The organism is Salinimicrobium maris, assembly GCF_049680855.1.
GTDB lineage: Bacteria > Bacteroidota > Bacteroidia > Flavobacteriales > Flavobacteriaceae > Salinimicrobium.
Window position 1 is genome coordinate 68,789 of the sequence record NZ_JBMPGS010000006.1, and the last position, 19,223, is coordinate 88,011.

The following is a 19,223-nucleotide window of genomic DNA, read 5'->3' on the forward strand; positions in this document are numbered from 1 at the left end:
AATTGTATTAACATCTTGTTGTGATTTAACACGTGCTGTGGCCTAATTTAGCCGAATTTTTAGTAAACTTGGCAATCAAAAAATATTCTCACAATACGATGAAGATAGCTTACAGGCTTTTTGCCTTTTTACTTACCCTGAGTGCAGCTGTTTCTGCACAAACAAAAGACATAACATTAGAAGAAATTTGGAACGGAACCTTCCGGCAGGAAAGGCTTCAGTCGCTTCAATCCCTCAAAAATGGGAAAGAATATGTGGTGCTGAATTATGACCGCAGTAATGGTACTTCCAGCATTGATGTATATTCTTATCGAACTGGTGAAAAAACCGGAACTTTGGTGAATAGCGCCAATCTAAATGAGGTGGACAATTTCAGTGACTTTACTTTTAGTGAAAATGAGAAAAAGATCATTTTAGCTACCGAGGTAGAATCCATTTTCCGTCGTTCTACCCGCGGAATTTTTTATATCTATGATGTTGACTCTGGCAGTATTCAAAAGATCAGCGAAGACAGGATTCAGGAGCCTACGCTTTCTCCAGATAACAACCGGGTGGCGTATGTTTATGAAAATAATATTTATGTGAAAGACCTTTCTTCGGGAAATGTACAGCAAATCACAAAAGACGGTCTCAAAAATAGTATTATCAACGGAGTTTCTGACTGGGTTTATGAGGAGGAATTTTCTATTGTGCGAACTTTCGGCTGGAATAAAACAGGGGAAAAAATAGCATTTTTGAAGTTTGATGAATCTGAAGTTCCGGAGTTTTCTATGGATATGTACGGGCAGGACCTTTATCAAACCCAAAACAGGTTTAAATATCCTAAAGCCGGAGAAGCAAATTCAGAAGTTTCCTTACATCTTTACGATCTTGCTTCCGAAGAAACGAGTGAAATTCAGCTTCCGGAGTATGAATACATCCCAAGATTAGAATGGACGAATGATGAGGACATTCTAAGTGTGCAAACCTTAAACAGGCACCCAAATAACCTGAACCTTATTTTTGTAAATGCTGAAACGCGGCAGGCGCAGGTGGTTTTGAACGAAGTAGATGAAGCTTACGTAGATGTTACCGATAATTTGACTTTTTTGGAGGATAACAGCTTTATCTGGACCAGTGAAAAAGATGGATGGAACCATATTTATCTTTATGATGAAGATGGAGACCTGAAAAATCAGGTAACCGAAGGGAACTGGGAAGTGACCGATTACTACGGATATGATCGTGGTTCAAAAAGGATCTTTTTCCAGAGCACAGAGAACGGAAGTATCAACAGAGATGTTTATTCCATTAGAACAAATGGAAAAGGGAAGAAACGTTTAACGGAAAAAACCGGAAACAACCGTGCAGATTTTAGTGCAGATTTCACTTATTTTATTAATTCTTTTTCCAGCGCCACCATGCCCGGAATGTATACGCTACACCAGGCCAAAAACGGAAAACTGGTAAGGAAAATAAAGGATAACGCTGCTTTGGCAGAACAGATTAAAGAATACGGTTTTTCACCAAAAGAATTTTCTACCATCAATGTAAATGGGAATGACTTGAACATGTGGATGATTCGTCCGTCAGATTTTGATGAGAATAAAGAGTATCCGCTGTTCATGTTTCAATATTCCGGTCCTGGCTCACAATCCGTTTCCAACACCTTCTTTAATACGAATGACTATTGGTACCAGCTTTTGGCGAATGAGGGCTACATTGTAGTAGCAGTAGATCCAAGAGGAACCGGATTTAAAGGAGCAGATTTCAAGAAAGTAACCCAAAAGGAATTAGGAAAATACGAAGTAGAAGATATCATCGCGGCTGCTCAACAATTGGGAGCGCGGGATTATATTGATTCAGAAAGAATGGGCATCTGGGGATGGAGCTATGGAGGATTTATGTCATCCAACGCGATCCTGAAAGGCAACGATACCTTTAAAATGGCTATTGCTGTTGCGCCTGTGACCAGCTGGAGATTCTATGATTCCATCTACACCGAAAGATATATGACTACTCCGCAGGAGAATCCCTCAGGATATGATGAGAATTCTCCAATTAATCATGTGGAGAAATTAAAGGGCGATTACCTGCTGGTACACGGTACCGGTGATGACAACGTTCATGTACAAAACAGCATGCGAATGATAGAAGCACTCGTGCAGGCAAACAAGCAGTTTGACTGGGCGATCTATCCAGACAGGAATCATGGAATCTACGGCGGCAATACACGTTTGCACCTGTATACCCTCATGACCAACTTTATTAAAGAAAACTTATAAAATATCAATTCTAAAACAGATTAAATGGAATTCAAATTTGGAGGTTCTGAATATAATCAAAGAACGGTCTTAGGACATCCTTCAGGACTGTTCGTTCTTTTCTTTACAGAAATGTGGGAACGTTTTTCCTACTATGGAATGCGCGCACTTCTTGTGCTCTTTCTTACTGCTTCAATAATGAATGAAGGATGGGGATGGCCGCGAGAGGATGCCTTATTGTTATATGGATGGTATACAGGATTAGTATATGTAACTCCTATTCTAGGGGGGCTTATAGCTGATAAACTTCTAGGTTACCGTAATGCCGTGGTATGGGGAGCTCTTCTTATGACTTTAGGACATGGATCAATGGCCTTAGAAGGTTTTACAGATGTATTTTTCTATTTAGGACTGGCTTTGTTGATCATTGGGAATGGTCTCTTTAAACCCAATATTTCTTCAATTGTAGGACAGCTTTACAAAAGCAACGATAAAGAAAAGGATGCAGGTTATACCATTTTTTACATGGGTATAAATGCGGGTGCTTTCTTAGGAATTCTTTTATGCGGTTACATTGGGGAAAAAATAGGCTGGCATTATGGATTTGGATTGGCAGGAATTTTCATGTTCTTGGGTATGTTGCAATTCTATTTTGCGCAAAAACTTTTCGGAAAAATTGGAATTAGTCCGAAGGAAATGGATAAGTATGTTGACTCTAGAACTTTAAAAGGAGAGGCTCAGGAGGAGAGTGGAAAGATACTGCAAGATGATAATGTTAATGAACCTGAGGCAATATCTCCAGCCGCTCAAAAGGACCGCCTATTTGTAATTGGAGTCTTCGCTTTTTTCACCATCTTTTTTTGGTGGGCTTTCGAACAGGCTGGAGGTTCTATGACTATTTTTGCGGCAGATTATACAGACAGGGTGGTTGCAGGAGACAGTGCACTCATATTTAAAATAATTAACACAGTTATTACAGTAATACCAATGTTAGTAATTACGTGGGTATTATTGCTTCTATTCAAGCAGATTTATAAATTTTATGCACTTTCGAATTTTTTCCTGGGCTTGAGTTTTGTCGTTATCTGGGCGATTGTAATTTGGATGTTGTACAGAGAGTTTCAGGCAGAAGCAACCGAAGTGCCGGCTTCTTGGTTCTCCGTTCTAAACTCCCTATTCATTATTTTATTTGCACCACTATTTTCCAAGATATGGGAAAGTAAATACAATCCATCCGGACCTGTGAAATTTGCGATTGGATTAATTCTATTGGGTATTGGTTTTGCTGCGTTGGCTTATGGAGCATCCGGAATACCTGCAGGTGCCGAAGCTGCTTCAGTGAGTATGATCTGGCTGGTTCTAGCTTATTTGTTGCACACGCTTGGAGAATTATGCGTTTCGCCGGTAGGACTTTCATACGTGAGTAAACTTTCACCCACACGTCTTGTAGGATTAATGTTTGGTATATGGTTCATGGCAAATTTCGTTGCCAACCTATTAGGGGGCTGGACAGGAAGTTACATCGACTATATAAGTGAGACATATTCCATGGCAACTTTCTTTCTAATTTTCACCCTGGTTCCAATTGGTGCAGGAATAGTAATGCTGCTGATGAGCAAGTTGCTGGTGAAGAAAATGCATGGAATTAGATAACTAAATACATTAGTATATATAAAAGGTCTGTCAATTTAGGGCAGACCTTTTTATTTAAAATTTGAAGGCGCAATTTTATATTTAGGTTGAAGAGATAAAGACTTATTTGTCACGTAAAAATAATTCTCTTCAATTGGCGTTTTACCCTCGAACGGTTTTAATTGGTTTTTGGAAAAAAGATGGAAAGAATTGCTATGCACAAAATATTTTTTATTGTTTCGTTAATATTCATGAGTGGCGGAGTCCAGGCGCAGAAAATTAACTGGATGAGCATGAATGAAGCTTTGGAAGCTCAGAAAAAAGAGCCTAAAAAGATATTTATGGATGCCTACACCACCTGGTGTGGCCCTTGTAAAATGCTCGATAAGAACACCTTTTCCAATAAAGATGTGGCCGAATATGTTAATGAAAATTATTATGCCGTAAAATTCAATGCTGAAGGAACCGAGACCATTAGCTACAAAGAACACACATTTAAAAATCCTAATTTCGATCCAAAAAGGAAGGGTCGAAATAGCCAGCATACTTTTGCGACGGCCATGAAGATTACCGGCTATCCTTCCCTGGCATTTTTCGATGAAAAGGGTAATCTTTTGAACGTAACACCGGGTTACAGGACTCCCGGGCAGCTGGAGGTATTTTTGAAGTTGTTTGCAGAAGATGATTACAAAGAGATCACCTCAAACGAAGAATGGAAAAAGTACCAGGAGGCCTTCCAGGCGACTTTTAAAAAGTAGTCTCTAAAATGCTATTTTGAAGGTACCATCTGTCGCGGTGTAGTGAAAAGGAATACTTCTCTTTTTACAGGTTTCCTGCCAGCGCTCCACATAATACTTATAATTACTGCCATCGGCAATAATAATTTCAGGGTCTAATTCATGCAGTACTCTATCTAAATTTATTTTTGGAGAATTTGTTAGAAGTAGCAGTTCCGGATTGGGAATATCAGTTTTATAGATCCCTGCACTGTCTATTACCATGAGCAGTTTGCTTCCTGCTTTATAGAAGTTTTGCATCTCTTTAATTTCTATAGTAGAAATGTTTTCGCCCACGCTGTAATTTTTTAGAAGTGTAGGCTCTTTGGCTTCCTCAAAAAAATTAGTCGCTAAAGTGAGCTTTTGAGCATCTTTTAAGCCGACCATGCTGCTTCGGCTTTTGTGGAACACGACAATTTCTTCGGAAGAAGCTTCGTGCTTTTCGAAATAATAAACCAGCTGAAGAAAAATAATTCCTGTGAGTGCCAACATAATTCTGCGGTAGCTGATTTTCTTCAGAAGAAGAAAAAGTATCATTATTAGAGCGTACAAAGCCAGTGCCTGTATCCCTGAAAAATGAATATCCCGAAAAAGAAAACGTTCCTGTAGTGCCATAAATCCCACAAAATCATTTAACAGCTGTATGGCAATGCCATAAAAATCTACTATAAAGGCTGGAAGAAAACCTATTAAACTAAGAAATATGACCACGATGCCATAAGCCAGGATAAAACCCATAAAGGGCAGAATGACGAGATTTGAAATAAAGAAAAGTCCGGGGAACTGGTGAAAATAGAATAAGCTTAGCGGCAGCACACCAGCCTGTGCCGCGATCGTGACGGTTAGTAATCCCCAGAAGTATTTTATAAGTCTGTACTTTGGATTCCACATGCCGTAAAGTGGAGGCTGCAGTAAGACGATGGCAAAGACCGCTAGGTAACTAAGTTGAAATCCTACTTCAAAGATGAATTGCGGCCGCACAAGCAGAAGCAGCATCATTGACAGGAACAAGGTGTTCAAAACGCTGGTGCGCCGCTTTAGTTGTAAGCCTATGGCCACGAAAGAAAACATGGTGACCGCTCTTATTACCGAAGGTGATAATCCTGCGAGTAATGCAAAAAGCCATAAAAGAACGATTATGAGTATTGTTTTTAGAAATCTTCCTCTTTTTGACCTTTCGAGTGGTGAAAACAACCAATGCAGGAGAAAGAGAATGATCCCCACATGCAGGCCAGATACTGCCAGAATGTGGATCACTCCTGCAGCTGCATAGTTGTTATAGGTTTCTTGTGAAATATCCTGTTTTTGGCCCAATAGCAATGCCTGCACCACGCCGAGCTCATCTCCTTTCAGGTTGTTTTGCCGGAGTTTCGTGGTGATGTTGGAACGCCAGGCGGCGGTGATTCCATACAGACTTTTACTTTTAAGATTTAACTTTACGAAATCTTCTTTCTTCAAAAATACTTGTGCAAGTACTCCGCGGTTCTCCATGAAGCTCTTATAGTTGAACTGGTGCGGATTTAAAGGTGGTTTTATAGGTTCAACAGCGGCATGTATAACAAGTACATCATCCACCGAAAAAGGTGCTTTTAAAGAATCTTTTTGGATGGAGATGAGGATCTTTCCGTGAACGAGGTCTTCTCCCAGCTTTTTTACGCTTGCGATGAATTTCTGGTTGTATAGATCGGGCTTTAATTCTTCGGTTACAGTGACAGTCAAAAATGAGGTTTTTGCAGCATTTTCCGAAGAAATCTTATGGGTATAATGCTTGGGCTGATTTTTAGGAAGATGGAGCTGAGTGGTGAGAATTCCGGTGAAGAAGAATAAGAGAAAGGTAGCTATCCCAAAATAAATTTGGCGTGAAAATAGCCTTTTTGAAAACTGATACGAGAACAGAAACAGCAGGAAAATACATGCAAAAAAGCCAAAAAGTAAAGCAAGTGGTAGTTTAAGGAAGAAGCCCGCCAGGATTCCTCCAACAAAAAAGATGCATATTCTTATTAAAGGTGTGTTCAGGTAATTCATAGTCAAATGATTACCTAATATACTGCTATTTTACACGCCGGGCCATGGCGAAACTATCTTTCCAGTAATTTTGGTCCAAAGAAGAAATAATAACGCCACGCGAAGTGGTGGAATGAATAAAGAATACTTCATTCGCTGTGGTATCTACTACAAGCCCTACATGGTTTACAGATCTCTTCTTCTTGTTTGTTTTGAAGAAAAGAAGGTCTCCAATATGCACCTGCCGCAACGGAATCTTCTTTCCAAGCCTCGCCATGTCACCTGAAGTGCGGGGAAAAGAGATGTTTTCTTCCAGAAAAGCAGTGTAAATGAGTCCGGAGCAATCCATTCCTTGTTTAGTGGTTCCGCCGTATTGATATTTTGTCCCCACATAAGTCTGGGCAGTTTCGCTTACGCGCAGCATCACATCCTCCGAAGGATTTTTCGTGGAATTTTCCGTACGAATGCTTTTTCTGGAACTTCCGCAGGAAGCCATGAAAAGTAACAAAAGCAGAACGGGAAATACTCTTTTAAATGTCATTTTTGGAAGTTGAGGAGATGCTTTTTACAATTAATGCTGCTGTTTTCTTACTGGCGCCTGTACCGCCTAGTTTTAACTCCAGGTCGTGATAATCTTCAAACATTTTTGTGCGATTCTCTTCAGAAAGGATCTTTTTGAGCTCAATTTTCAGGTTCTTTTTATTAAAATCCTTCTGAATAAGTTCTTTTACCACTTCGCGATCCATTACCAGGTTCACCAGCGAAATATAATCAAGTTTGATAATGCGTTTGGCAATCTCGTATGAAATAAAGCTGCCTTTGTAACAAACTACTTCGGGCACCTTGAAAAGCGCTGTCTCCAAAGTTGCGGTTCCCGAGGTCACCAAAGCTGCGGTGGCAAGGCTAAGTACGTCATAAGTCTGGTTCATCACCAGGTGTACGTTTTTCTTTTTAATATAAGGCGCATAGAATTCTGGATCCTGACTTGGTGCTCCCGCGATTACAAACTGGTATTCTTCAAAATCACCGGTTATACTCAACATCGTTTTTAGCATTTTTGAGATTTCCTGTTTGCGGCTTCCCGGAAGGAGAGCAATTACCGGCCGCTCATCAAGTTGGTGCCGCGATTTAAATTCTGAGATATCTACCTGCGGCCTGTTTGCTATGGCGTCAATAAGCGGATGCCCTACAAAATGTACATCAAACTGATGTTTTTCTTCGTAAAATTCTTTTTCAAAAGGAAGAATGACATACATTTCATCAATGTCACGACGAATCTCTTTGATGCGATTTTCTTTCCAGGCCCAGATTTGCGGTGAGATGTAAAAATGAGTTTTAAAACCCTCTTTTCGCGCCCATTTAGCAATTCTAAGGTTAAAGCCGGGATAATCCACAAAAATTAAAACGTCTGGTTGCCATGCGGTGATGTCTTTTTTGCAGAATGAAATATTGCTGAGAATGGTTCTTAGGTTCAGGAGCACTTCGGCAAAGCCCATAAACGCGAGATCGCGATAATGTTTAACCGTGGTTCCTCCTGCCTTTTGCATAAGATCTCCTCCCCAAAATCTAAACTCGGCTTCAGGATCTTCTTGCTTTATTGCCCGCATTAGATTGGCTGCATGCAAATCACCTGAAGCTTCTCCGGCAATGATATAATACTTCATTTTTATAGGATTTTTAAGACTGCAATGGCCAATGCGGCAAAAATGGATGCCATTAGTACACCACGTGCCCGGTAGATTTTTTCTCTTTTCAGGAAAAAGAAAAATGGTATAAAATTGAGGATTGCACCTGCCGCTATGAGTGTTCCCAGGAATTCTTCTTTTCGGGCCTCCACAATAGCTTCGGCAATTCCAAGTCCGGAAAACAACAGAATATAAAGTAATATGCCGATGCAATTTGCAGAAAGGCCAATCAAAAAGCCGAGAAAAATGTCTTTTTTAATCATTCAGTTTCCAGGTATTTAGATCGCGTATCACATGATGAGCCGTGAGGTCAAATTGTACAGGTACTACAGAAACATATCCCTGGGAAAGAGCATATTCGTCGCTATCCTGTCCTTCGTCTTCATTGATAAATTTTCCTGAGAGCCAGTAATAATCCCGCCCCTGCGGGTTGGTTCGTTTATCAAATTGTTCTTCCCAGTGTGCGCTTGCCTGCCTGCAGATCTTAATTCCTTTAATTTCAGATTCCTTGAGCTTGGGCAGGTTCACGTTTAGGACAACACCTTTTGGTAATCCGTTCTTAAGAACATTTCGGGTAATTGTCTTTACAAATTTTTTTGTGGGTTCAAAATCTGCGGTGAGGGAATAATCCAGAAGAGAAAACCCTATAGCGGGAATTCCTTCCACACCCGCTTCCACAGCGGCGCTCATCGTACCCGAATAAATGACGTTGATCGAAGAATTGGAGCCGTGGTTAATTCCGCTTACGCACAGGTCCGGCTTTCTACGCAATATCTCCTGGGTGGCTATTTTTACGCAATCGGCAGGAGTACCAGAGCAGCTATATTCTTTATGCTTCGTATTTTCTTTGACTTTTACAGGGTCGCAAAATAAGGTGTTGCTTATGGTAATTGCATGTCCCATTCCGCTTTGAGGACTGTCTGGCGCTACTACTACTACATCTCCCAGTTGTTTCATAACTTCAATTAAGGCTCTTATACCGGGGGCGGTGATACCATCATCATTTGTGACCAGGATTAGCGGTTTGTTTTTAGACATAGAAGTGTTTTTATGACTGCTAAATTAAATTAATTTCCTGAGGAAACATTAAATTCGTAGTTTAACAAAAAAATTATTAGCCTTGAAGCCTTGGCATAGTTTTTAGTGTATAAAAGGTGAACTTAATCATGAAAATATTCAATCTAATGAAGAGGAATTTTAAAATATTAGTGCTAGTGCTATTGTTTGCAGTAGCCTCCTGTAGTTTTACCACAAAAACATTTAACGATCCCGATAAAGATAAGACCCTTGTTGAGCTTATCACTTATGTTTTGGAAAACGGTCATTATGATTCTAAGGATATAAATGATTCTTTCTCAAAAGAAGTATATTCTAATTACCTGGAGGAACTGGACCCTATGAAAAGGTATTTCTACGCCAGTGATATTGAAGAATTCCAGGCATATGAAGATCAAATTGATGATCAAATCAAGAATAAGGATATTAGTTTCTTTGATCTTACCTACAAGCGTTTTCAGCAGCGAATGGCAGAGTCAAAGGAAATATATAAAGAAGTGCTGGCAACGCCATTTGATTTCACAGAGGACGAAGTGCTTGAAGCAGATTATGATAACAGACCTTATGTAGCGTCCAAAGAAGAAATGAAGGAGCGTTGGAAAAAACAGCTTAAACTTGCTGCACTGGGAACTTATTACGATAAGATCAAGGAGCAAAAAAGAGGACTGGAAGAAAATCCCGAAGCAGAGAAGAAGTCTAACGCAGAGTTAGAGGCTGAAGCCAGGGAAATTACCAGGACTTCATTAGAAGAGTATTATGATTTCAATGATGATTTGCAACGAAAAGACTGGTTTAGCGTATATGTGAATGCAATTGTAGAGAGGTTTGACCCGCATACCTTTTATTTCGCCCCTACAGATAAAGACCGTTTTGATATGGCAATGTCTGGTAAACTTGAGGGTATTGGAGCGCGTCTTCAGAAGAAAAGCGACAACATAAAGATCATTGAAATAATTTCTGGTGGACCAGCCTGGAGAGGTGATGAAATTGAAGTAGGTGATGAGATCATTAAAGTTAAGCAGGAGGATGAAAAAGAGCCGGTAAGCGTTGCAGGAATGAGACTTGATGACGCAGTTGGTCTTATCAAAGGTCCAAAAGGAACGAAAGTAACCCTAACAGTTAGAAAAGTAGATGGAACGGTAGAAGATATCGACATTGTTCGTGATGTGGTTGAATTGGAAGAAACCTATGCAAAATCTTCAATTGTGGAGAAAGAGGGAAGAACTTATGGGGTGATCAACCTTCCGAAGTTTTACTTTGACATGGGAGACTATTCCGCAAGAAATGCGGCCAGTGATGTAAAACAGGAGATCATAAGACTTAAGGAACAGGATATGGAAGGTCTTGTACTTGATCTTAGAAATAATGGTGGAGGTTCTTTAAAAACTGTGGTTGATATTGCAGGATTATTTATTAAAGAAGGCCCTGTGGTACAGGTGAGAAGTAAAATGGATGGCCAGGAAGTGCTTAAGGATACAGATCCTTCTATTCTTTGGGACGGGCCTTTAGTAATACTGGTAAATGAACTTTCTGCATCTGCTTCGGAAATTTTAGCTGCAGCTATGCAGGATTACAAGAGAGCGATTGTAATTGGAAGTAAGCAAACTTACGGAAAAGGGACGGTGCAGAATGTTATCGATCTTAACCGATGGATTAGAAACAGTGATTTTGGTGACCTTGGAGCTTTAAAATTGACCACCCAGAAGTTTTACAGAGTGAACGGTGGTTCTACACAGTTGGAAGGGGTTAAAAGTGATGTGGTTGTTCCAGACAGGTACAGCTATATAGATATTGGAGAAAAAGATCAGGAAAACCCACTTCCATGGGACCAGATCGCTCCTGCAGATTATGAAGTATGGAACGATTATGTAGGATTCGAGGAAACCATTAAGAGCAGTAAAGCGAGAATGGCGAAAAATGAGCAATTAAAGCTCATAGATGAAAATGCAAAATGGATTCGTGATCAAAGAGATGAAAAATCTTTTCCACTTAATTTTGAGAAATATAAAACGGAGTTAGAGCAGGATGAAGAACAGGCAAAACAGTTTGATAGGATTTCAGATTACAAGTCAAATCTTACCTATAAATCCCTGCCTTATGAAATGAAAATGTTCTCTACAGATACTGTTCTTGCGGAGAAAAGGGAAAGATGGCACGAAACCCTTGCTGGCGATGTGTACATGGAAGAGGCCATCCACGTGCTGGAAGATATGAAAATGAACAACATTCAGAATTCCAAATTAGCCGAAATCAGGGACTAATTTGTGAAGGAAAATCAATAGAAAATCCCCTTATGGCAACATAGGGGGATTTTTTTGTATCCGATAGAAGAGGTATATTCTGGAGTGTCAAAAAGGGCATTTTGGCCGTATGTTTTCAGCTGAAGTAGCTTTTTAAAAGATAATTCTGAAAATTTTTGCTGGTAGAATGCTTTTTCATTTTGCCAAATACTTATTTCGCCTAAATGGTTTGGAAAATTTGGATTTTCCATCGTCATAAGTGTCAAAAATGAGCTATTTAAGCGATCTTCTTTGAAGAAAAGTCTTTGTTGGTGGTTATGCAAAGATTTCGAACTGGTGGGAAAAAGCTCAGTAATAAATGGAGGAGTTCCAAAAATGACATTTTTAGATGATTTCTTCCGAAGCAAATCAAAGTTAAGAGAATGTTTCAAAGCTGATTTTCTCCTTACCAGAAGGACATTCGCTCCCCGTCAAGTTTAATGAAAATAAAGAGCAGAATAGTGAATCCCCATAAGCCAGATCCTCCATAGCTAAAAAATGGCAGTGGGATTCCCACCGTGGGCAATATTCCTATCACCATTCCTATGTTCACGAAGAAATGTATGAAGAGAATGCCCACCACACTGTAGCCATAAACGCGGTTAAATTGCGATTTTTGACGCTCGGCGAGATAAATAAGGCGTATCATTAAGAATACAAATAAGAGCACGACCACGCTGCTCCCAATAAACCCCCATTCTTCACCCACGGTACTAAAAATATAATCTGTATGCTGCTCGGGCACAAAATTTCCTTTCGTTTGGGTTCCCTGCGTCCAGCCTTTTCCAAACCAGCTGCCGCTGCCAATGGCAATTTCACTTTGATTGGTGTTATAGCCAATTCCGCGGCTGTCAACTTCCTTTCCAAGAACAATATTGAACCTGTCGCGATGTCTTTGCTCAAAAATGTTCTGAAAAATGTAATCTACCGAGAAGGACAAGGTGATCGCCGTAATAATAATTGCTAGATAGGCGACTACTCCGGGCTTTTTCTTTTTCCGAAGAATAAATGACAAAGCTGCCACTAGTACGATTCCTACCGAAATCCAGATAGGACCGAAAAGCAGCGTCATCACGAAAACAATGATGGCTGTGATACCCACCACCAGGTAAACTCCGGAAAGCCCTTCCCTGTAAAGCGGGAAAAAAAAAGCCGAGTATACCAGTGCACTACCGGCATCTGGTTGCGGCAGGATGATAAGCGCGGGCAGGATGATGATGATAAAGGCTTTAAATTGTCCGCTCAAATTCCGGATATCTGTTTGAATATCGCTTATGTATTTGGCCAGGGCGAGGGCCGTCGCGACTTTGGCAAACTCTGCAGGCTGCAGGGTGAAGCCTCCAATAGCATACCAGGAAGTTGCCCCGTTGATGGTTTTTCCGAAGAAAAAAAGTCCGATGATGGAAATGAGGGAAATGATATAAAATACACTTGCAAACCGTTCATAGAACTTGGCTTCTATAGAGAGCAGCAGGATGATAAGAAAAACACTCAGGATAATCCAGAGCAACTGTTTTCCATAGATTTGGTTTAGATCAAAATAAGCCGCGGAAACGTCTGAAAGGGAAGCGGAATAAATGTTGATCCATCCAATGGCTACGAGTAAAAGATATAAAACAATAGAGATCCAGTCAAAATTGGAAATAGATTTCGACATTCTTTACTGGTTGATTTTAAAGGGTTCGCCGCTGTAAGGTTTGGCATATTCTTCTTCAAGGCTGTGGGAAAGGATCCAGTCTTCCATATCTGTACGGGTAATTTCCCCTTTTAGATACTTTTCAATCATTAATCCGGCGATCCTTCCGGCATAGCGACCACCCCAATAGCCATTTTCAACAAAAACAGCAAGAGCGATCTTCGGATTTTCAACGGGTGCAAAAGCCACAAAAATAGAGTGGTCTGTAAGCTGCATGCGTTTTCCGTCGATTCTCACATAGTTTTCGGCCGTACCTGTTTTTCCGCCTATTTCGATCCCGGGAATTCGCAGGGCTGCAGCCGTTCCGCTTTTGTACACCTCATGCATTCCTTCTATGACGGGTTCAAAATGTTTGGGATCTATCGTAGTAATATTTTTTTGGGTGTATTCTTGCTGTTTAATGGGTGTTCCATCAACTTCCTTAAGAATATGCGGAGTATAAAACCATCCTTTATTGGCTATGGCCGCCGTCATATTTGCCAGCTGGATAGGTGTCGTTAATATCTCACCCTGGCCAATCGCATTTGAAATAGTTGCGGTGGAATACCAGTTATACGTAGGATAGTTGTATATTTTGTTGTAGTATTCTGATGAAGGGATCTTTCCGGGTTGGCCAATGGGAAGGTCAGAACCCAGGTAATCCCCAAGACCGAAGCTTTTTAGGTGGTTGGCCCAAACATCCATTCCTTCCTGTGGAGTAGGATATTTTTCAATGATCCTTCTATAAACGTTTGCAAAATAGGCATTACAGGACTGTGCGATTCCGGGGATCATATCCAGCGGGCTTCTGTGTGCATGACAGCCAAGCCTTCTTCCGCGGCCATAAAAGTATCCGTGGTTGCAGTGAAAGCGGTCATCTGTATCTACCACTCCTTCCTGAAGTGCAATTAGCGCATTAATGGTCTTAAAGGGAGATCCCGGCGGATATTGGGCCAAAAGTCCGCGGTCATACAATGGTTTTGCTATGGAATCATAGTATAGTTCTGTATAATTCTTTGAACGCTGCCGGCCTACAAGCTTCGCAGGGTCGTAATTGGGAGCAGTGACCAGGGCCAGGATCTCTCCTGTGGCTGGTTCAATAGCTACAATTCCGCCGCGTTTGTTTTCCATGAGGAGCTCACCGTATTCCTGAAGTTTTGCATCAATGGTGATGGTCAGGTCTTGGCCTTTTTTTGGAAGCGTATCGTACATTCCTCCTTTATATGGCCCAATATCCTTGTTAAAACGGTCTTTTTGGATATATTTCACTCCTTTTACCCCACGCAGCAATTCTTCGTAATATCCTTCGATTCCTTGGTTTCCAATTAAATCTCCGGAAATGTAATATGGATCCTGGTTGACCTTGCGTTGATTCACTTCAGCAATGTAGCCAAGGACATTAGATCCGCTGGTGGTGTGATAATCCCGAAGAGAACGCTTCTGAATATAAAAGCCTTCATATTTTCTCATTTTCTCCTGTAAATATGCGTATTCTCCTTTGGTTAACTGCGGTACTACTACAGATGGCAATCTAGGTGAATAGATCTTGGCTTTGTCTAGCCTTTTGATAAGATTTTCAGGAGTGATATTTAGAATATTGCAGAATTCGGTAGTGTCAAACGGCTTCACATTCCGCGGAATCACCATCACATCGTAAGAGGGTTGATTTGAAACAAGAAGTTCTCCATTTCTATCAAAAATAAATCCCCGCTGGGGATAGTCGTAAACTACTTTTACAGCATTATTTTCTGAACGTCCTGCAAAAGAGGTGTCAAGGATCTGGAGATAAAACACGCGACCAATGAAGACCAGGCCGGTGGTAATGATAACAATAAAAAGTAAAATTTTCCTCATTTCGGTTTCCTGCTGAATAATGCCAGGCTTAAAAATACGAGTAACATCGTAAAAATGCCTGAATACAATGTTTTCTTAAATAGCAACAACAAATGTGCAAAACTGAAGATTTCCAGTAAAAACAATACCAGATGATGTATGAAAACTATGAAAGCAACATAAGATATCCTTGAGCCCAACGGAGTACTTGAAAACTTTATTGTCTGGTAATCATAACTAACTCCAAAAGAAAACCTCAATACGGCCGGCCGAATGTAAGCTACCACAAGACAGGCAGCCGCGTTTATACCGCCGCTATCTTCAAAAAGATCAACTCCCAGGCCCAGTAGAAAGCTGAGAAGAAGTAATAAAGTCTGGCTTCCGTTAAAAGGAAAAAGGATTATAAACAGAATATACAGATAAGGATTAACATATCCTAAAAAGTTGATGTTGTTTAGCAGTAATACCTGTAGGAGGATTAGAAAAATGAACCGCAGCGTGTTTGAAATGACGACATTATTCATTGTTCGTTAAATTTTCCAGTTCCTGTATCTCTTCTTTGTCGTTATTGTTAATGATGTACACATAACCAATGTTAGTCATGTCATTAAAAAGACGAACATTAATGTCGTAATAACTTTGGTTTGGGGCCATTGAAAAATTTTCAATGGTACCTATAGGAACACCTTGCGGGAATATGAGAGAACGTCCCCCGGTTATGATGGTATCACCTTCGGTTACAGGAGCTATTTCCGGAACATCGATAAGCTGAACTACATTGGGATCTTCTCCATCCCAAACCAGCGAACCAAAGTGATTTGTATCCTGGAGTTGTGCATTAATTTTTGAATTTGAATTCAAGATAGAGATCACCGTGGCGTAATTAGCCGATACATTCTCTACTATACCTACAATCCCCCTGCTAGTGACCACTCCCATATCTTTTGCAATACCTGCTTTTTTACCTTTGTTTATGGTAAGATAATTATCAATTTTTGCAAAATTGTTATTGATAACCCTGGCAGTTCTAAAGGTGTAATTGTTCTTGAAGAGGGAATCCTGAGGTTTTTGAAGTTCTACCGTGTCTACCATATTTGCCATATGCTCTCTCAATTGCTGGTTCTCTTCAAGCAATCGTTGGTTATATTCCTCCAGGTTAAAATAGGAATTAATATTACTTGTCCAGCTGTAAATTCCGCCGGTAAGGAAGTTTGCAGAACTAATAAACTTGCTCTTTTGGTAAGAATGTGACTGTATGGTTAGAAACAACGAAAAAAGTAGCAGCAATAAGAAAAGTATCGTATTCTTATTGCGAATAAGAAAATTAAATATTTGCTGCATATACTTTTACCTACTTTATCAATACCCCTTTGTACCTGTTGAGGGTCTTAAGGGTAATTCCTGTTCCACGCACTACAGCACGTAAAGGATCTTCTGCAATGTAAACCGGGAGGTCAGTCTTTTGGGAAAGCCTTTTGTCTAGTCCGCGAAGCATAGATCCACCACCGGCGAGATAAATACCGGTATTGTAAATATCTGCGGCTAGTTCCGGCGGAGTTTGAGAGAGGGTTTCCATTACCGCGTCCTCAATTCTTAGAATAGATTTATCAAGCGCTTTTGCTATTTCCCGGTAGGAGATATTTACCTGTTTTGGTTTTCCCGTTAAAAGGTCTCTCCCCTGAACGCTCATTTCATCTGGCGGTACTTCAAGATCTTCGGTAGCTGCACCAATTTGAATTTTAATTTTTTCCGCAGTTCGCTCCCCTACATAAAGGTTGTGCTGGGTACGCATATAATATACTATATCATTGGTAAAAACATCTCCCGCTATTTTGATGGATTTGTCACACACAATCCCACCAAGTGCAATTACTGCAATTTCGGTTGTTCCACCACCTATATCCACGATCATGTTTCCTTTGGGTTGCATGATATCGACTCCAATTCCTATTGCCGCGGCCATAGGTTCGTGGATAAGATAAACTTCTTTACCGTTAACGCGTTCTGCACTTTCTTTTACCGCACGCATCTCCACTTCTGTAATGCCCGAAGGAATGCAAATCACCATGCGAAGGGCAGGAGTGAACATTTTCTTTTTCAATGCCGGGATTTCCTTGATGAACATGGTGAGCATTTTCTCACTGGCATCAAAATCTGCTATAACTCCATCTTTTAACGGGCGTATTGTTTTGATGTTCTCGTGCGTTTTTCCCTGCATCATTGCTGCTTCCTTTCCAACGGCAATGATTTTGCCTGTGGTGCGATGCCTGGCTACAATAGAAGGACTGTCAACCACGACTTTGTCATTGTGGATGATAAGGGTGTTTGCAGTACCCAAATCTATAGCTATTTCTTCAGTGAGAAAGTCAAAAAATCCCATAGTAAGTTAATTGGTGTGAAGTTGGTAAATGTAGTAAAATTAATGTTTAAAATGTCTTGTTCCAGTCATCACCATTGCAATATTGTTAGCATTGCAATAGTCAATGCTTAACTGGTCTTTTATCGAGCCCCCCGGCTGAATAACAGCAGTAATTCCTGCATTTCCGGCAATTTCCACACAATCGGGGAAAGGGAAAAATGCATCGCTGGCCATTACCGCTCCCTTAAGATCAAAATTAAAAGCTTTTGCTTTCACTATACTTTGATTTAAAGCGTCTACTCGCGAGGTTTGTCCTGTTCCGCTGGCACAAAGCTGCTTGTCTTTTACGAGAACGATCGTGTTTGATTTGGTATGCTTGCAAATTTTGGAAGCAAACAACAGGTCCAATAACTCTTGTGAGCTTGGTTTATTGTCAGTTGCCTGCGTTAAATCTTGTTCAGTATCTGTTTTTAAATCTTTATCCTGAATCAGTACCCCGTTGAGGCAGGTTCTTACCTGTTTCTTAGGAAGTTCGGTATCCTTCTGGATTAAAATAATCCTGTTTTTTTTCCCTTTTAGAATTTCCAATGCATCTTCAGCATAGGAAGGAGCAATCACCACCTCGCAAAAAAGTTCGTGAATCTGTTCTGCAGTAGCTTTATCTATTTCGGTGTTGCTTATAAGGATCCCTCCAAAAGCCGAAACAGGATCTCCCGCCAAAGCATCTGCATAGGCCTGGGCAAGCGTCTCTCTTTGTGCAAGTCCGCAGGCGTTATTGTGCTTCAAAATGGCAAAAGTGGGTGCTTCTCCCTTGAATTCATTCATTAAATTCACAGCCGCATCTACATCCAGGAGGTTGTTGTAAGATAATTCCTTGCCGTGGATTTTATCAAACATTCCCTCAAAATCACCGAAGAAATGCCCTTTTTGATGGGGATTCTCACCATATCGCAATTCCTTACCTTGCGTGATGCTTTGTTTATATGCCAGCTCTTCTTCATTTTGATTGAAGTAGTTGAAAATGGCAGTGTCGTAATGGGAGGAGACACTAAATGCCTTTGCTGCAAACCTTTTTCTTTCAGAAAGAGTGGTTTCGCCTTTTCCTTCGGAAATTACTTCTAGAAATTCTGAATAATCTTCTACCGAAGAAACACAAATTACATCCTGAAAATTCTTGGCGGCAGCTCTTATTAAAGAAATACCTCCAATATCTATTTTTTCAATAATATCTTCTTCTGAAGCACCTGATGCTACTGTTTTTTCAAACGGGTATAAATCAACGATGACAATGTCAATCTGTGGAATTTCATATTCATTCAGTTCGGCAGCGTCTCCTTCATTATTTTGTCTGTTCAGGATTCCTCCAAACACTTTTGGGTGAAGGGTTTTTACTCTTCCGCCAAGGATGGAGGGGTAGGATGTAACATCTTCAACTGGAATTACATCAATTCCCAGTTCTTTGATGAATTTTTCAGTTCCGCCGGTAGAATAAATGGTGATTCCCAGCTCATCCAGTTTCTTAACGATGGGGGCCAAACCTTCCTTGTTAAAAACAGAAATTAAGGCAGATTTAGCTGATTTTGAGGTGCTCATTGTGTTGGTTTTGTTAAGGTTGCAAAAGTAATTATTTCAGCCATAAATAATAAAGGCTATTGCTTTTATTTGTAATTTAATTTTGTAA

The 19,223-nt window shown here is 40.3% G+C and carries 16 protein-coding genes; 4 read left to right on the forward strand and 12 right to left on the reverse strand.

Annotated features, from left to right (window positions below):
- Positions 1-98: 98 nt before the first annotated feature.
- The 3 genes from ACOV1Q_RS15065 to ACOV1Q_RS15075 all read left to right on the forward strand — a co-directional run bounded on the left by ACOV1Q_RS15065 (position 99) and on the right by ACOV1Q_RS15075 (position 4,633).
- Complete coding sequence (locus ACOV1Q_RS15065; RefSeq protein WP_424495222.1) at positions 99-2,264, forward strand: S9 family peptidase; 2,166 nt, start codon at positions 99-101, stop codon at positions 2,262-2,264.
- Positions 2,265-2,288: 24 nt separating this feature from the next.
- Positions 2,289-3,896 carry a peptide MFS transporter gene (locus ACOV1Q_RS15070; protein WP_424495223.1) on the forward strand — a complete coding sequence of 536 codons (1,608 nt, stop codon included), beginning with the start codon at positions 2,289-2,291 and terminating at the stop codon, positions 3,894-3,896.
- Between the two features lie 194 nt (positions 3,897-4,090).
- Entirely contained in the window at positions 4,091-4,633 is a 543-nt protein-coding gene (locus ACOV1Q_RS15075) for a thioredoxin family protein (RefSeq protein WP_424495224.1), read from the forward strand.
- A gap of 3 nt (positions 4,634-4,636) precedes the next feature.
- On the opposite strand, the gene ACOV1Q_RS15080 is transcribed toward ACOV1Q_RS15075, so the two are convergent.
- From ACOV1Q_RS15080 to surE, 5 genes are read right to left on the reverse strand one after another with little or no spacing between them, the layout of a single operon-like run.
- The gene (locus ACOV1Q_RS15080) at positions 4,637-6,676 is read right to left on the reverse strand and encodes a ComEC/Rec2 family competence protein (RefSeq protein WP_424495225.1); all 2,040 of its coding nucleotides are present in this window, start codon (positions 6,674-6,676) and stop codon (positions 4,637-4,639) included.
- A 25-nt stretch (positions 6,677-6,701) separates the two neighbouring features.
- Positions 6,702-7,196 (reverse strand): C40 family peptidase, encoded by a 495-nt coding sequence (locus ACOV1Q_RS15085; RefSeq protein ID WP_424495226.1) that lies wholly within the window; start codon positions 7,194-7,196, stop codon positions 6,702-6,704.
- A complete protein-coding gene (gene lpxB / locus ACOV1Q_RS15090; RefSeq protein ID WP_424495227.1) occupies positions 7,186-8,319 on the reverse strand; it encodes a lipid-A-disaccharide synthase in 1,134 nt (377 codons plus the stop codon). Before lpxB ends, ACOV1Q_RS15085 begins: the two co-directional genes overlap by 11 nt.
- Positions 8,320-8,321: 2 nt before the next feature.
- Positions 8,322-8,603 carry a hypothetical protein gene (locus tag ACOV1Q_RS15095; protein WP_424495228.1) on the reverse strand — a complete coding sequence of 94 codons (282 nt, stop codon included), beginning with the start codon at positions 8,601-8,603 and terminating at the stop codon, positions 8,322-8,324.
- Positions 8,596-9,378 (reverse strand): 5'/3'-nucleotidase SurE, encoded by a 783-nt coding sequence (gene surE / locus ACOV1Q_RS15100; RefSeq protein ID WP_424495229.1) that lies wholly within the window; start codon positions 9,376-9,378, stop codon positions 8,596-8,598. The genes ACOV1Q_RS15095 and surE overlap by 8 nt, the downstream gene beginning before the upstream one ends.
- Before the next feature lie 146 nt (positions 9,379-9,524).
- Here surE and ACOV1Q_RS15105 point away from each other — a divergent pair, with 146 nt between their 5' ends.
- Complete coding sequence (locus ACOV1Q_RS15105) at positions 9,525-11,657, forward strand: carboxy terminal-processing peptidase (protein WP_424495230.1); 2,133 nt, start codon at positions 9,525-9,527, stop codon at positions 11,655-11,657.
- Positions 11,658-11,671: 14 nt separating this feature from the next.
- Here the strand turns inward: ACOV1Q_RS15105 and ACOV1Q_RS15110 are convergent, their stop codons facing one another.
- From ACOV1Q_RS15110 to purH, 7 genes are all read right to left on the reverse strand, one after another.
- Positions 11,672-11,887: a hypothetical protein gene (locus tag ACOV1Q_RS15110; protein ID WP_424495231.1), complete on the reverse strand. Its 216-nt coding sequence runs from the start codon at positions 11,885-11,887 to the stop codon at positions 11,672-11,674.
- Between the two features lie 194 nt (positions 11,888-12,081).
- Complete coding sequence (rodA, locus tag ACOV1Q_RS15115) at positions 12,082-13,332, reverse strand: rod shape-determining protein RodA (RefSeq protein WP_424495232.1); 1,251 nt, start codon at positions 13,330-13,332, stop codon at positions 12,082-12,084.
- Between the two features lie 3 nt (positions 13,333-13,335).
- Positions 13,336-15,204: a penicillin-binding protein 2 gene (gene mrdA, locus ACOV1Q_RS15120; protein ID WP_424495233.1), complete on the reverse strand. Its 1,869-nt coding sequence runs from the start codon at positions 15,202-15,204 to the stop codon at positions 13,336-13,338.
- Positions 15,201-15,707, reverse strand: coding sequence for a rod shape-determining protein MreD (locus ACOV1Q_RS15125; RefSeq protein ID WP_424495234.1), 507 nt, complete (start codon positions 15,705-15,707; stop codon positions 15,201-15,203). Before ACOV1Q_RS15125 ends, mrdA begins: the two co-directional genes overlap by 4 nt.
- Positions 15,700-16,524, reverse strand: coding sequence for a rod shape-determining protein MreC (gene mreC, locus ACOV1Q_RS15130; protein WP_424495235.1), 825 nt, complete (start codon positions 16,522-16,524; stop codon positions 15,700-15,702). Before mreC ends, ACOV1Q_RS15125 begins: the two co-directional genes overlap by 8 nt.
- 10 nt (positions 16,525-16,534) lie before the next feature.
- The gene (locus ACOV1Q_RS15135) at positions 16,535-17,563 is read right to left on the reverse strand and encodes a rod shape-determining protein (RefSeq protein ID WP_424495236.1); all 1,029 of its coding nucleotides are present in this window, start codon (positions 17,561-17,563) and stop codon (positions 16,535-16,537) included.
- Positions 17,564-17,602: 39 nt separating this feature from the next.
- Entirely contained in the window at positions 17,603-19,135 is a 1,533-nt protein-coding gene (gene purH / locus ACOV1Q_RS15140; protein ID WP_424495237.1) for a bifunctional phosphoribosylaminoimidazolecarboxamide formyltransferase/IMP cyclohydrolase, read from the reverse strand.
- Positions 19,136-19,223: the final 88 nt, after the last annotated feature.

What these genes read in the sequence shown, in the direction of transcription:
- ACOV1Q_RS15065 (WP_424495222.1), top strand. Translation starts at nt 99, where the DNA reads ATGAAGATAGCTTACAGGCTTTTTGCCTTTTTACTTACCCTGAGTGCA.
- ACOV1Q_RS15070 (WP_424495223.1), top strand. Translation starts at nt 2,289, where the DNA reads ATGGAATTCAAATTTGGAGGTTCTGAATATAATCAAAGAACGGTCTTA.
- ACOV1Q_RS15135 (WP_424495236.1), bottom strand. Translation starts at nt 17,563, where the DNA reads ATGGGATTTTTTGACTTTCTCACTGAAGAAATAGCTATAGATTTGGGT.
- mreC (WP_424495235.1), bottom strand. Translation starts at nt 16,524, where the DNA reads ATGCAGCAAATATTTAATTTTCTTATTCGCAATAAGAATACGATACTT.
- ACOV1Q_RS15105 (WP_424495230.1), top strand. Translation starts at nt 9,525, where the DNA reads ATGAAGAGGAATTTTAAAATATTAGTGCTAGTGCTATTGTTTGCAGTA.
- purH (WP_424495237.1), bottom strand. Translation starts at nt 19,135, where the DNA reads ATGAGCACCTCAAAATCAGCTAAATCTGCCTTAATTTCTGTTTTTAAC.
- surE (WP_424495229.1), bottom strand. Translation starts at nt 9,378, where the DNA reads ATGTCTAAAAACAAACCGCTAATCCTGGTCACAAATGATGATGGTATC.
- ACOV1Q_RS15080 (WP_424495225.1), bottom strand. Translation starts at nt 6,676, where the DNA reads ATGAATTACCTGAACACACCTTTAATAAGAATATGCATCTTTTTTGTT.
- lpxB (WP_424495227.1), bottom strand. Translation starts at nt 8,319, where the DNA reads ATGAAGTATTATATCATTGCCGGAGAAGCTTCAGGTGATTTGCATGCA.
- ACOV1Q_RS15095 (WP_424495228.1), bottom strand. Translation starts at nt 8,603, where the DNA reads ATGATTAAAAAAGACATTTTTCTCGGCTTTTTGATTGGCCTTTCTGCA.
- ACOV1Q_RS15110 (WP_424495231.1), bottom strand. Translation starts at nt 11,887, where the DNA reads ATGGAAAATCCAAATTTTCCAAACCATTTAGGCGAAATAAGTATTTGG.
- ACOV1Q_RS15085 (WP_424495226.1), bottom strand. Translation starts at nt 7,196, where the DNA reads ATGACATTTAAAAGAGTATTTCCCGTTCTGCTTTTGTTACTTTTCATG.
- ACOV1Q_RS15075 (WP_424495224.1), top strand. Translation starts at nt 4,091, where the DNA reads ATGCACAAAATATTTTTTATTGTTTCGTTAATATTCATGAGTGGCGGA.
- mrdA (WP_424495233.1), bottom strand. Translation starts at nt 15,204, where the DNA reads ATGAGGAAAATTTTACTTTTTATTGTTATCATTACCACCGGCCTGGTC.
- rodA (WP_424495232.1), bottom strand. Translation starts at nt 13,332, where the DNA reads ATGTCGAAATCTATTTCCAATTTTGACTGGATCTCTATTGTTTTATAT.
- ACOV1Q_RS15125 (WP_424495234.1), bottom strand. Translation starts at nt 15,707, where the DNA reads ATGAATAATGTCGTCATTTCAAACACGCTGCGGTTCATTTTTCTAATC.